The following is a 12,612-nucleotide window of genomic DNA, read 5'->3' on the forward strand; positions in this document are numbered from 1 at the left end:
CCATGCACTATAGTAGCGGAAACTACGAAGCTTTCGTGCGCCCCCGCAAACCTGAGGGCGCTGACAGGAAGACGGCCTGGTTCGTCGGCTCGGGTCTTGCGGGACTAGCGGGCGCGGCGTTCCTGATCCGCGACGGCGGCGTCGCCGGCGAGCGTATTACCATCCTTGAGGAGCTGCATGTTCCCGGCGGCGCGCTCGACGGCCTCGACGTCCCCGAAAAGGGGTTCGTCATCCGCGGAGGGCGCGAGATGGAGGAGCATTTCGAATGCCTCTGGGATCTCTATCGCTCGATCCCTTCGCTGGAGATCGAGGATGCGAGTGTGCTCGACGAATTCTACCGGCTCAACAAGGACGATCCGAATTTTTCGCTGCAGCGCGTCACGCAGAAACAGGGCCAGGATGTGCCTGACAAGGCTTTGCTGACACTCAGCGATCGCGCGCGAAGAGATCTGATCTCCGTCTTCCTCGCGACGCGGGAGGAGATGGAGAACAAGCGGATCAACGAAGTCTTCGGCGATGATTTCCTCAGGAGCAACTTCTGGCTCTACTGGCGCACCATGTTCGCCTTCGAGGAGTGGCATTCCGCGCTTGAGATGAAGCTCTATCTCCATCGCTTCATCCACCATATCGGCAGTCTGGCGGATTTCTCCTCACTCAAGTTCAACCGCTACAATCAATATGAATCGATGGTCCTGCCGCTGGTCAACTGGCTGCAGGATCGCGGCGTCAGGTTTCGCTACGGCGTCGAGGTCACCGACGTCGATTTCGACATCCGGCCCGGCCGCAAACAGGCGACCCGGATTGCCTGGATCGAAAACGGGGTCGAAGGCGGCGTCGATCTCGGCGCCGACGACCTCGTCTTCATCACCATCGGATCGCTGACCGAGAATTCCGACAATGGCGATCATCATACACCGGCCAGGCTGAATGAGGGGCCGGCGCCGGCCTGGGACCTGTGGCGCCGGATCGCTGCCAAGGACCCGGCCTTTGGTCGTCCCGACGTGTTTGGATCCCATATCCCGGAAACCAAATGGGCGTCGGCGACCATCACCACGCTCGACGCGCGCATTCCGGCGTACATTCGCAAGATCGCCAGGCGCGATCCGTTCAGCGGCACGGTGGTGACCGGCGGCATCATCACGGTCAAGGACTCGAGCTGGCTGCTGAGCTGGACGGTGAGCCGGCAACCCCACTTCAGGAAGCAGCCGAAGGACCAGATCGTCGCCTGGTTCTATGCCTTGTTCGTCGACCGACCCGGCGACTATGTGAAGAAGCCGATGCAGGACTGTACGGGCGAGGAGATCACGCAAGAATGGCTCTATCATCTCGGCGTGCCGGTCGAGGATATTCCTGGGCTCGCCGCGACGGGGGCGACGACCGTGCCGGTGATGATGCCCTACATCACCGCCTTCTTCATGCCGCGCCAGGCCGGCGACCGGCCGGACGTGGTGCCCGAGGGCGCGGTCAACTTCGCCTTTGTCGGCCAGTTTGCCGAGTCGAAGCAGCGTGATTGTATCTTCACGACGGAATATTCGGTGCGCACGCCGATGGAGGCCGTCTACACGCTGATGAAGGTCGAACGCGGCGTGCCGGAAGTGTTCAACTCAACCTATGATATCCGCACGCTTCTGGCCACAATCGGGCCGCTCAGGGATGGCAAAGGGATCGACATTCCCGGCCCGTCCTTCCTGCGCAAGCTGTTGATGAAGAAGCTTGAAGGCACAGAGATCGCCCAGCTGTTGGAAGAGTTTCATCTCCTTTCGCGATAGCAATCAAGCGCGACCCTTCGCCTGGGCTCACGAAAATTCCGCCAAAAGCTGATGAACAACGTCGATGCATCCCGGCAGGCACTATGTCCGCGCCATCAGGTGACACGCAGAGATTCAACCGCAGCAGCCCTGGCCGCCTTTACCTACAGCGGCCTTCCCATTCCAGCCGCAAAGGCGATCCGCAAGGTTTCGGAAAGGGTACGGACTCCAAGCTTGGACATGATGCTCGCGCGTTGGACTTCGACCGTCCGTGAAGAAATGCCCAGATCATAGGCGATGGTCTTGTTCGGAAGGCCTTGCGCAAGGCCTTCGAGAACATCCCGTTCGCGCGGTGTCAGTAGATCGACCTGTCGGCATGCCTCGGCTTCTTCGAGAGCGCGCCCCTCCGCCGTGTCGATGCGCGCGAACGCTCGGTCTATCGCATCGAGCAGCAGCGCCCGTTCGATAGGTTTGGCCAGGAAATCGACAGCACCCGCCTTCATCGCTTGGACAGCAAGCGCAATGTCTCCGTTGCCGGTCAGCATCACGACTGGCATGCTTATATCCATCTGCGTCAGCGCTGCCTGAACCTGTAGACCGTTCATGTCCGGCATGTGCATGTCGAGAACGATGCTACCTCTTTCAGCTTCATCTGCAATTTTCAGAAAGTCGACTCCCGAGCCATAGGTCTCGACGGCAAATCCCGCTGTCCTTAATGTGAATCCTACAGCTTTCCTGATTGTTTCTTCGTCATCAATGACATGAACGACGCGCTTGCTCTCCATGGCCCCCCGGACGTGTTGGCATTGCTGCGCACCCCAGCGGGCACAGCTTCAAAGGGGAGACCTTCTACGGGTAGGACCATGGTCCAAGGTCAAGGCCGAAATACCGCCGCATCACAACAGGCAAGGCAGGTGCTCGGCGAGAGGGGGGTAAGCGACCCGGCATCATGTGCCGAACTTTGCGAGATGACCGCTCTTGCGAACGGGGCGGCGCTCCCTCTGGTCTCCCGGCGGCAAGGCGCCGCAAGACGCTGCCGCCGGGAGTGGGCACGCCTCTTGGGGGATGAGCGCGCTGGTTGCTCCTAAGCTCGACGCGTCATGTTGTCATGGCAAGAAGCTGATAATCGCTATTCTGTGTCAGCAGCGCGCCGTAACGCCGATGTCCGGGGCGGATCGCAGCTCCGCTCGCGCGCCGCTACGGCACGGCGAATCCGATTCAGCACGAACCGGTGATCATAGGGTTTTGAGATCGAAGGCTGATCATCGCAGAGATCGCCCGCCTTCCGTGTCGCAGTTTCGATATTCCCGGCGAGGATGGCACCGATACCGGGTTGTTCCTGACGAACCAAGGATGCCAGGCCCGCGCCGCGCTCAGCGCGATCGAGCCAGCGCAGCGCTGCCATCACATCGTCGACCGGCACCGGGATGCTGGCGGGCGACGGAGGGCCGGTTGGCCCTCGACGGCGGAGCGATCGGACGCCCATTATGCAAGGATGGCGGGCTTCACTTCGGGCTCAAGCTGCGGGTCCGAGCAACGATGAAGGGATCAAGGAAAGAGCGTGTGTGCGACATGACATATCCTCCTTTCCTGCCGCGACTTTCTCCGAAAGCGAAGTTCCCGGAAGATTGGTTCGGGCTCGTGTAGGGTCAATGGATGGGAATGCGCCCGGCGTTTGCCGGGCGTTCGTTTTCATCGTGCATTGAGCATTGAGTACTGAAGAACTGACGCGCAGCGCACCGTTCAAATTCCGTGACGAACGGCCTCCGCAATCGCCGGCATCACGTCGATATCATTAGAGGTATGCGCAACAGCGTTCGTGCTCACGATCCTCTCGACGAGCCCACCCAGGACTTGCGCTGCATCGCCGGCGAAAAGCGGATGCACGACCACGCAATCCGGTCGCGCGAACCCCATGCCGACCAGCTGGCGCGCCGCCTCGGCGAGGGTCCGGCCGGATGAGGCGATATCGTCGACCAGCACCGGCTGGCGATCGAGAAACGCTGGGGCATTCGGAATCGAGATGGTGACGTCACGGTCGCCGGACCGGATTTTCTCGCACACGAGAAACGGAGCATCGGCATCGGCCGCCACCTGCGAGACCCACTGTTCGCTTTCCAGGTCCGGACCGATGATCAGCGGACGAGCGACATTGCGCTTGATCCACGAGGCCAGAAGCCGCGCAGCATGAACAACCTGGGTCGGGATGCGGTAGATTTCCGACAACGCATGATAGCGGTGGAGATGCGGATCGACCGTCACCAGCCAGTCGAGATGGCGGGACAGGATCGCGGCAAAGGTTCGCGACGTCACCGCCTCGCCGGCATGGAAGCGAATGTCCTGGCGCATGTAAGCGAGGTAGGGGGCGACGAGCCCGATCCTGCGAGCGCCCAGATCGCGCGCGGTGTCGGCTGCGAACAGCAGCGGCAACAGCTTGGCGTCCGGATGATCGAGACTGCACAGCAGGATGACGTCGCGGTCGCTGATGTCGCTTACGACCCTGAGATAGGTTTCCCCGTCGGGAAACTGACGATGCTCGATCGTGCCGACCTCTGCATCGAGTGCGGCGGATAGCGGCTGTGCCAGGGCCTCGCTGCCAGACAGCGCGAACAGCACGGGACGGTTCATAGCGCTTCAATCCCGAAGATCGGCCCGTCGCTCACCGCATAGGCCGCCGCATAATCGAGCTCGCCCGGGCTCTCGGCATGAATGGTGCTCAAGGGAGCCCCGGCATCCACCATCTGGTTCAGCCGACACTGCAGCGCGACGCCGGCGGCCTTGGCCATCGGCGCGCCGGCAAGCTTCGCGACCGTCGCGAGCTTGCGATTGTCGATACTCACCAGGCGGCCGCTATAGGGAGCGATCATATCCTGTTGGAACCGGGCGACCGGTGGAGCCCGCATGCCGCCCTGCGCTTCGCAGATACGTTGGAACTTGGCCCAGGCCCGGCCGCTTTCGAGGCACGCCCGCGCACGCGCATAGCCTTCGCCGGCCGGGGCCGCGTCCGCGAGCTCAAGCAGTCCTCCCGCCAGCTCGCAGGCCCGGTGGGCGAGATCCTCGGCGCCAGGCTGCCCCTGGAGCACGGCAAGGATATCCTGCGCCTCGAGCGCCGGACCGATGCCCCGTCCGATCGGCTCCGCGCCGGGGCCGCGCATCACGCGCGTGCGAAGCCCGAAGGCTTGGGCGACCGAGCTCAGCGCGCGCTCGAGGGTGTCGGCGGCAGCGGCTCCGCGGACCTTGGCGGTCGGCCCGACCGGGATGTCGATGACCAGATGGGTCGCACCGGCCGCGACTTTCTTGGACAGCACCGAGGCGACCATCTGCCCGACGGCATCGATATCGAGCACGCGCTCCACGCCGATGATCACGTCGTCGGCAGGGCTGAGATTGACGGCGCCGCCCCAGGCGATGCAGCCGCCTTCGCGCTCGACCACCTTGCGGATTGCGGAAACGTCGAGGTCGACAGGTGCCAGCACCTCCATCGTGTCCGCCGTGCCGGCCGGCGAGGTGATCGCCCGCGACGATGTCTTGGGCATGATCAGGCCCTCCGCGGCCATGATCGAGACGATGATCGGCGTGGTGCGATTGCCCGGCAATCCACCGACGCTATGCTTGTCGACGATGACCGTTCCGGGCCACTGCAATCGCTCGCCGACATCGACCATCGCCCTGGTCAGGCTGATCGTTTCGTCCGTATCGAGCGGGACCGCCGAGCAGGCCGTGACGAATGCCGAGAGATGGACATCGCTATAGCGTCGCTCGGCGATGTCGGTGATGATCGCTGAAAAAGCCCCGTCACTGAGACGATTGCCATAGATACGCCGACGCACTTCGGCGAGCGAGGCGAGAGGCTGGGCGTGCGCGATCTCGACCGGATCGCCCTCGCTGACGCCGAGCCGCTGCCATGCGGATTCCGAGAGGCCGATCTCGCCGGGCGCTGGAGCCTCCGCGGAACTGTGCAGCAGCGAGACGACGATTTCCCGCCCGCCGGCGCGCAGCGCGACCTGCGCGCGGGACGCAAGACCTTCCGAGCGGCAGACGGGACAGTCGTGGCGCATGACCGCAATCAGATCGCTACCGGCACCCGACAGGCCGATGCGGCGTGCCCGCAGCGTCGTCGCGACAGACTCTGCTTCGGCGTTCTCGATGATCCCGGGCTTCACGCGAGCATGCCCCAGCTACCCAGCGCCGGTACGCTGCATGCCCAGCCCAGTTCCTCCGAGACACGCTTCGCCAGGACGTGGGCGCCGGTCGGCTCGCCATGGGTGACATAGACGTGGCGCGGGGCCTCGTGCAGCGAGCCGAGCCAGCGCATGAGCTCGTCGCTGTCGGCATGCGCCGAGAGCATCGTCAGGTTGGCGACCTCGGCTTCGACCGGGATATACTCGCCGTGGATCTTGATCGTCCGGGCGCCGCCGATCATGGCGGCGCCGCGGGTGCCCGCCGCCTGGAAGCCCGAGAAGAGGATGAGGTTCTTCCCATCCGGCGCGAAGCGCTTGAGATGGTGGAGCACGCGGCCGCCCGTTGCCATTCCGCTGGCCGAGATGATGACCTTTGGGGCGGGGTTGGCGGTGAGTTCCTTGGATTCCTCCACTTCGCGCACATAGTGCGCGACGCTGCACGCCGCTTCGCACTCGGCGCGGGCCAGGCGATGCTCGTCCATGAAATCGCACATCAGCCCGCTCGCGTTGATCGCCATCGGGCTGTCGAGGAAGATCGGGATGTCGCGGAGGCGTCCCTGCGCGCGCAGACGCGAGAAATGATAGAGAAGCGACTGGACCCGTCCCACGGCGAAGGCCGGGATCACCACCGTCCCTCCTCTCTCGACGCATCGTTCGACATGATCTCCAAGCGTCTTTGTCGGATCGACCTGCTCGTGGCGCCGATCGCCATAGGTCGATTCCACCAGGACATAGTCGGCGCGCGCGGGCGGCTCGGGATCTTTCATCACCGAATCGCCGTAACGGCCGATGTCGCCTGAGAAGAGGATTGTCCGCCCCTTCCAGTCGATCTCGATCGACGCCGCGCCGAGGATGTGGCCGGCGCGATGATAGCGCACCCTGATGCCGTCCGTGACTGCATGCCACGCTCCGAACTCGATCGGCCGGAAGAGCTGCAATGCCAGACGCGCGTCAGCCTGGGTGTAGAGCGGCAGCGCCGGCTGGTGCCTGGAGAAGCCGTGCCGGTTGGCGAACTCCGCATCCTTTTCCTGCAGATGACCGCTGTCGGGAAGAAGGAGCTCGCACAGGGCCGCGGTCGCCCGGGTGGCAAGGACGGTACCGTCCCAGCCCAGGCGCGCCATGCGCGGTAGCGCGCCCGAGTGATCGAGATGAGCGTGGGTCAGCAGGACTTGGCCGACATCGGCGACTTCGGGTGGAATTGGCGCCCAATTAAGGCGGCGCAGATCCCTGGGTCCTTGAAACAGGCCGGAATCGACAACGATCTGAGTTTCACCATCGTCCACCAGATAACGCGACCCTGTGACCGTTCCCGATGCGCCGAGAAAGGCGACGCCGAAACCATCGGCCGGGCGCTTAGCCAGATCGATCCTTGCTTCGCGCTCGAGGACGGTCACGCCGGACTGGTTGCGGGAATGGTGCCGTTTCTTTCTCTTGTGCATGGACGCGGGCCTGCCTCTCACGATTATGTTCGTGAGCGCAGCTTTGATTCGCGGACGCCGCACGCCTATACGCAAAAGCCGCAGCACGACTGCTGCTCCCGACAGTTGCGTCGCGCGAACACCGGTGGCCGATCCGATCGATCACCTTACCCATGCTTGCGCGATGCCCTTCGGACTTCGCTCTCTACTTATACCTTGCTCCTTGGACTCGAGCCTATGCAGGCTGGACGTTGACTAGAAGAGAACGGCATATGGGCGAACATGACCATCGCATGCGCAAGCGCGGCAAGATCGTTCTGATCGGCTTCCTGCTCGTCGCCAGCTTCTTCCTCATTACCGAGCATACCGCGCACTTCCTGGGTGTGCTGCCCTATCTCATCCTGCTCGCCTGCCCGCTCATGCACCTGTTCATGCACCACGGCCAAGGTGGGCATCAGCATGGCCATGAGCCCGGCCAGGCACCCGCCGGCTTGCCGGCCAATCCCAACGGCCGCATCGAAGGAGAGTCGCGATGACGCACGCCGACTATGGCTATGGTCTGTGGGGGCTCGCGCTGGTCAATGCCGCCGTTTTCATCCTCTTTGCGTTCAGCTTCTTCAAGCCGGCAACGCGGCGCGACTGGCGCAGCTTCGGCGCGTTCAGTGCGTTCATCGTCGCGCTCTTCGCCGAAATGTATGGCTTCCCGCTCACCATCTTCCTGCTGTCGGGGTGGCTCCAGTCGCATTTCCCCGGCGTCGACTGGTGGAGCCACGATGCTGGCCACATCCTGGAAATGATGTTCGGCTGGCGCATCAATCCGCATTTCGGCCCGTTCCACATCGCCAGCTTTGTGCTGATTGGTGTAGGCTTTTGGCTAATCTCGATCGCGTGGACGGCGCTTCACACGAGTCAGCGCAAACACGAATTGGCAATGACGGGGGTCTACGCCCGGGTGCGGCACCCTCAATACGTAGGGTTCATCCTCGTCATGCTCGGTTTCTTGCTACAATGGCCGACGCTTCTGACGCTTGCCATGTTTCCGGTGCTGGTGGTGATGTACATTCGTTTGGCTAAGCATGAGGAGAGATACGCGCTCGCGACCTACGGCGATAGCTACCGCCAGTACATGGCCCATGTTCCCGCCTTCTTCCCCAGCTTGCGTTGGAAGCGGGAGATTGCAGGACTGGCCTTCACAGGAAATGCTCGAATGGCAGGCCATCAGACGGACGGGCCGGTTAGCGAGGGTTCTCGAGAACACGACAACATGCTGCCAGGAGGTTAGACGTTGTCCTCCTCCGCAAGATCATCACGAACATGACGAAATCGAGGGGGCGTATGTGACCATGCAGGTGACGATCCTTGCGATTGTAGTAAACGGCGTTCCCGTCCTGAGCCTCCATCAGACCCGATCCGCGGCCTGGAAGCGGCTCATGAGATTCATAGACACGAAATGGCCGGAGCGCCTGGGAGCGATGCTTCCCCCTGCCGAAGACGAAGCGAAGGCGCGCATGTTCTTTCGCGAGGAAGATAAAGACCTGTACGCGATCATCGACGCCGACATATCAGAGCTGCACGATGCCTTGGGGTGGGTCAAAGATCCCGTCGTTGGTTAGCCCGTCACGCGATCGCCCTCGAAAAGCTGGGCCGCCCACCGATCGAGATCGCAGCCACGTCCTGAACGTCACCGAAGTTCAGGACGTGACCGAGCCCGGGCAGTGCGATCGGGCGCTATCTGTAAGCCGGACAAGCAACTGACCTGTTCGACCGCCGTGCCAGCGGGCTGATTGCCAAGGGCGAGGCCGGATTTTGCGTCGGCGCAACGGGTGTCAGTCGGTGTCGGCCTCTATGGAGAGATGTGCAGCGGCTGTCATCTATCGCCCCGGCGCGGAGGAATCGGAGGTGAGCCAAGGCCCTTAACGGCAAGCCCCGAACTGGCGAGGGGTGGCGCAACGCCTCACGCCCGCTCAGCAGCCCTGGATTATCAAGCATGGTGTAAGCTGACGGCCGAGCCGGCGGGGGGCAAGACGCACCGGATCCCCTGTCTGGGACACGGTGGCGTTCGTGCGCTAACTCTCGGGGATGACGGCTGAGCCGTACAAGCGCTGGTCGCGGGCGCACCTGTCGGCCACGCGGGATGATGAAGAATCTGGCAGGCACGAAATGAGACACGCAAGGATGGAGATTCGACCCTGAGAAGCACCAAACTTCGGCTGCACCTTCTCGCGAGCCGCACTCACAAGTGGCTCGCGATCATTGTCGGCGCGCAGCTTCTTTTGTGGTTCGCGAGCGGCGCGTTGATGAGCTTCTTGCCCATCGATCGAGTGCATGGCGATCACCTTGTGGACCGCAAAGCCGTGGCGCCCTTGCCTCGCGGCGTGGCGCTCGTCCCACCATCAGTGATCGTCGCGGCGACCGGGACGCGGATCGAGACCGTGAGCTATCGCATGTGGCTTGGCCGCCCGGTCGCTGAGGCGACAACGGCCCGAGGGACGCGGCTGTTCGACGCGAGAACGGGCGCACTGTTGCCCGCCCCAACTGCGGCGCAAGCCCAAGCGGTAGCGAGGGCCGCCTGGCGGAGCAACGATCACCCAAGTGTGAACGTGGAACTGATCGATCGCGCCAGTCCCGAATATCGCGGCACGCTTCCCGCCTGGCGTGTGACGTTCGCCGATCCGGACTCCACTCGGATCTTCGTGGCGGCCGATACCGGCCGGATTGCGGCGGTGAGGACAGGCACGTGGCGGCTTTATGACTTCTTCTGGAGCCTTCACATCATGGATTGGAAGAATCACGAGGACTTCAACACGCCATGGCTTCTAGGGTTTGCGCTCGGCGGCCTCGGACTTTGGCTTGGCGGGGCCGTGCTTCTTTGCATGCGTTGGCCGAAGCGGCGTCGGTCAAGCGCGTCAGGCTAGCGGACCGGCAGAAACCGGAGAAGCATGATGATAAAGAAAAGTGATAAGTCGCGCGGCGGGTTGGAACGCAGTTGAACAGGCGAGACTTCGTTTGGCAGCGATGGGGTAGACCATGGCGCATCTGAGCGATGCTGAAATGATCAACTGGATGGCGCTTTATACTGCGACCGCTCTGTGCTGCGCGATCGCAATGGCCTTGGCGATCCTTGTTCTCGCCTGTCGCCTCTGGCGCGAGAAGGCCTGGGCGCAGCTTCGCAGCGCCAAGGATGTGGCGCTGTTCCTCCCCAAATCCTGGTGGCGGTGGCAGAAGCTTTATCTGCTTTCGACGCCCGTGACGCTCGCGATCGTCAGTTCGTTCGGATTCACGTTGAGGTGGAGCTGATCGTTTAAAGGGCGAAGGCGTCTGAGAGTCGGGCTACCAGGTGCGCCGCGTTGCGGTCGGCCGGGGTGACAGTCAACAGTGGCGCTACTCGCCGAAGCCTTTCGCGTTGGTGGACCTCGGGCTCGCCGAACTCCAGCACCTCCAAGATCAATTGCCTGATCTCGCCGGTCGTGCCTGAACGCGCTTCGATCAGGAAGTCGGGGCGGCAGGGGCCGGCGGGAGTGAGGTGATCAAAGACGGGCTTCTCGACAAAGATATCAAGGCCCTCCTCGGCTAGCTCGCGCCTCGCTTCCAGAAGCGCGCGCAGAACGTCTCGCTCGAACTCGGAATTGACCGGGATGAAGCGACGGCCCGAATAAATCGGTTGGGCAAATGCGCGCAATGGTGCGTAGCCGTGCGCTTCCGGATAGACAACCTCGCCGCGCAAGTCGAGGCGCTAAAGGGCCAGAACCAAGCGATGCAGGCCGACGGGCAGCGGGTGCTCTCTGCCTACCAGGCTGAAAACGAGCAGCTCCGCAAGCAGCTGAACGAGCGCCCTACGGCGCCCGCGCCGGCACCGGGGCCGGCAGCCATGTACGGGCCGAATGGCCCGCAGGCCTATCAGCGACCTGACGCCGGGGCAGGAGCCCCGGGAGCGCTCTCGGTGAGCCGGTCGGCGGAAGTCAAGATGGTCAGCTTCTCGACCACCGACACAGGAACCGCGTCGAGGGTCACCAAGGGAAATACGGTCTATACCGACAGCCCGAACTACCTGCCGCCCAATAGCTTTGCCTCCGCCAAGGTGATCGTCGGAGTCGACGCTGCGGCCGGGGTGAACAGCCAGACCGATCCGCTTCCCGTCGTTCTGCGTGTGACGGGGCCGGCGCGGTCGGTGCTGCAAAACGGCAAGCTTCTTACGACCAAGATTCAGGGCTGCTTGATCAACGGCGCCGCGCGCGGCGAACTGTCGAGCGAAAAGGTCTACGTCAAGCTGCAGAAGATGACCTGTCCGCAACCCGGTGGGCGCTATGCGGTCTCCGAGGTCAAAGGGTTCATTGCCTTCGGCGGCAAGACCGGAGTGCGCGGCCGGGTCGTCTCCCGTGAAGGCGGTCTCGTCAGCCAAGCTTTCATCGCCGGCCTGGTCGGCGGGTTCGGGCGCGGCTTCTCGGCGAACGCCAATTCATTCCTGACGCAGCCCAACGTGACCGTGAACGGTCAGCGACAGAAGCTCGGGCTCGGAGACATCGCTCAAGGCGGGTTCGGGGAAGGCGTCGCTCAGAGCGGGGACATGGTCTCGAAATATCTGATCGAGCGCGCCGAGCAATATCAGCCGGTGATCGAGATGCCGACCGGCATCGATGTCGAAATCGTCTTCCTGGAGGGTGTCTATGTTCGGAATTGATCGTCTGCGCCAGCGCCTTTCGCCCAAAGCGATGATGCTGCTCGCCGTGCCATTCGTGGGGGTCGCCAGCGTTGCCGTCGCCGCGCAGATCGCAAGCCCGGGCAACGTCGAGGTGGCCAGTCTCCTGAAGACCCGGCTGCCCAAAACGCCGCTGACGAAGGTCGATTGCGAGAAGGTGAAGGGGCTGTGCGAGGTCAGCCGCCTGATGTCGGGCGTGAGGCTCGCTTACGAACGGCATTCGCTCGAATGGCTGCTCGCCAGCACGCCCAGATGGGTCCAGGCGACGCTGGTCCGCGAAAGCACCCGCTGGCCGGCACCGCTCCGCGGGCGCGTCGTGGCGCATCATCGGCGGACGGGTCTGGACGTCGACGACATTCTGGAGCAGTTTGGCGCGTGGCTTGACGAGCGGGAGCAGCGCTTGCGCGAACGAACGTCGCTGATCGGGTAAGGGCGCAACAAGCCCCTAAACAGCTGATCGACAGAGCAAATCTGTGTTGCCGCCAGTTAGAAAAGACACATTCTCCGCCAGATAGAAATGACACCGCCTCGTGGCAGCGGGGGCAGCGTGGAGCCCCCCAAGCAGCGCA

The 12,612-nt window shown here is 63.1% G+C and carries 13 protein-coding genes and 1 pseudogene; 8 read left to right on the forward strand and 6 right to left on the reverse strand.

The features are described from left to right. Nucleotides 1-2: 2 nt before the first annotated feature. Nucleotides 3-1,769: an oleate hydratase gene (locus tag BMX36_RS20155; RefSeq protein ID WP_093068277.1), complete on the forward strand. Its 1,767-nt coding sequence runs from the start codon at nt 3-5 to the stop codon at nt 1,767-1,769. A gap of 143 nt (nt 1,770-1,912) precedes the next feature. On the opposite strand, the gene BMX36_RS20160 is transcribed toward BMX36_RS20155, so the two are convergent. The 5 genes from BMX36_RS20160 to BMX36_RS20180 form a co-directional block, all read right to left on the reverse strand. After that, complete coding sequence (locus tag BMX36_RS20160; RefSeq protein WP_093068280.1) at nt 1,913-2,533, reverse strand: response regulator transcription factor; 621 nt, start codon at nt 2,531-2,533, stop codon at nt 1,913-1,915. A 344-nt stretch (nt 2,534-2,877) separates the two neighbouring features. Continuing rightward, nucleotides 2,878-3,171 (reverse strand): hypothetical protein, encoded by a 294-nt coding sequence (locus BMX36_RS20165; RefSeq protein WP_021245236.1) that lies wholly within the window; start codon nt 3,169-3,171, stop codon nt 2,878-2,880. Nucleotides 3,172-3,491: 320 nt separating this feature from the next. Further along, nucleotides 3,492-4,376 (reverse strand): ribose-phosphate pyrophosphokinase, encoded by an 885-nt coding sequence (locus BMX36_RS20170; protein WP_030541611.1) that lies wholly within the window; start codon nt 4,374-4,376, stop codon nt 3,492-3,494. Continuing rightward, the gene (locus tag BMX36_RS20175; protein ID WP_030541610.1) at nt 4,373-5,911 is read right to left on the reverse strand and encodes a thymidine phosphorylase family protein; all 1,539 of its coding nucleotides are present in this window, start codon (nt 5,909-5,911) and stop codon (nt 4,373-4,375) included. The genes BMX36_RS20170 and BMX36_RS20175 overlap by 4 nt, the downstream gene beginning before the upstream one ends. Then, nucleotides 5,908-7,368, reverse strand: a complete 1,461-nt coding sequence (locus tag BMX36_RS20180) for an MBL fold metallo-hydrolase RNA specificity domain-containing protein (protein ID WP_177179228.1) — start codon at nt 7,366-7,368, stop codon at nt 5,908-5,910. Before BMX36_RS20180 ends, BMX36_RS20175 begins: the two co-directional genes overlap by 4 nt. 251 nt (nt 7,369-7,619) lie before the next feature. On the opposite strand from BMX36_RS20180, the gene BMX36_RS20185 reads away from it, so the two are divergent. The 5 genes from BMX36_RS20185 (at nt 7,620) to BMX36_RS20205 (ending at nt 10,644) form a co-directional block, all read left to right on the forward strand. After that, a complete protein-coding gene (locus BMX36_RS20185) occupies nt 7,620-7,883 on the forward strand; it encodes a DUF2933 domain-containing protein (protein ID WP_013039078.1) in 264 nt (87 codons plus the stop codon). Then, nucleotides 7,880-8,629 carry a methyltransferase family protein gene (locus tag BMX36_RS20190; protein ID WP_021245240.1) on the forward strand — a complete coding sequence of 250 codons (750 nt, stop codon included), beginning with the start codon at nt 7,880-7,882 and terminating at the stop codon, nt 8,627-8,629. The genes BMX36_RS20185 and BMX36_RS20190 overlap by 4 nt, the downstream gene beginning before the upstream one ends. Nucleotides 8,630-8,684: 55 nt before the next feature. Then, the gene (locus BMX36_RS20195) at nt 8,685-8,960 is read left to right on the forward strand and encodes a hypothetical protein (RefSeq protein WP_143058631.1); all 276 of its coding nucleotides are present in this window, start codon (nt 8,685-8,687) and stop codon (nt 8,958-8,960) included. Nucleotides 8,961-9,557: 597 nt separating this feature from the next. After that, entirely contained in the window at nt 9,558-10,262 is a 705-nt protein-coding gene (locus tag BMX36_RS20200) for a PepSY domain-containing protein (protein WP_331386562.1), read from the forward strand. Nucleotides 10,263-10,374: 112 nt separating this feature from the next. After that, a complete protein-coding gene (locus BMX36_RS20205) occupies nt 10,375-10,644 on the forward strand; it encodes a hypothetical protein (RefSeq protein WP_037448046.1) in 270 nt (89 codons plus the stop codon). 4 nt (nt 10,645-10,648) lie between these two features. Here BMX36_RS20205 and BMX36_RS20210 read toward each other — a convergent pair whose 3' ends face one another. Then, the gene (locus tag BMX36_RS20210) at nt 10,649-11,071 is read right to left on the reverse strand and encodes a hypothetical protein (RefSeq protein ID WP_177179227.1); all 423 of its coding nucleotides are present in this window, start codon (nt 11,069-11,071) and stop codon (nt 10,649-10,651) included. On the opposite strand from BMX36_RS20210, the pseudogene BMX36_RS20215 reads away from it, so the two are divergent. Beyond that, a pseudogene (locus BMX36_RS20215) lies at nt 11,048-12,025 on the forward strand (TrbI/VirB10 family protein); the annotation flags it as partial. The gene BMX36_RS20210 and the pseudogene BMX36_RS20215 sit on opposite strands and share 24 nt — an antisense overlap. After that, a complete protein-coding gene (locus tag BMX36_RS21880) occupies nt 12,012-12,473 on the forward strand; it encodes a hypothetical protein (RefSeq protein ID WP_177179229.1) in 462 nt (153 codons plus the stop codon). The pseudogene BMX36_RS20215 and the gene BMX36_RS21880, both read left to right, overlap by 14 nt. Nucleotides 12,474-12,612 lie beyond the last annotated feature (139 nt).

Origin of the sequence: Sphingomonas sp. OV641 (genome assembly GCF_900109205.1) — a bacterium.
Classification (GTDB): Bacteria; Pseudomonadota; Alphaproteobacteria; order Sphingomonadales; family Sphingomonadaceae; genus Sphingomonas.

Coding starts and splice junctions, on each gene's coding strand:
- BMX36_RS20155 (WP_093068277.1), top strand. CDS start 3: ATGCACTATAGTAGCGGAAACTACGAAGCTTTCGTGCGCCCCCGCAAA.
- BMX36_RS20160 (WP_093068280.1), bottom strand. CDS start 2,533: ATGGAGAGCAAGCGCGTCGTTCATGTCATTGATGACGAAGAAACAATC.
- BMX36_RS20170 (WP_030541611.1), bottom strand. CDS start 4,376: ATGAACCGTCCCGTGCTGTTCGCGCTGTCTGGCAGCGAGGCCCTGGCA.
- BMX36_RS20180 (WP_177179228.1), bottom strand. CDS start 7,368: ATGCACAAGAGAAAGAAACGGCACCATTCCCGCAACCAGTCCGGCGTG.
- BMX36_RS20185 (WP_013039078.1), top strand. CDS start 7,620: ATGGGCGAACATGACCATCGCATGCGCAAGCGCGGCAAGATCGTTCTG.
- BMX36_RS20190 (WP_021245240.1), top strand. CDS start 7,880: ATGACGCACGCCGACTATGGCTATGGTCTGTGGGGGCTCGCGCTGGTC.
- BMX36_RS20205 (WP_037448046.1), top strand. CDS start 10,375: ATGGCGCATCTGAGCGATGCTGAAATGATCAACTGGATGGCGCTTTAT.
- BMX36_RS21880 (WP_177179229.1), top strand. CDS start 12,012: ATGTTCGGAATTGATCGTCTGCGCCAGCGCCTTTCGCCCAAAGCGATG.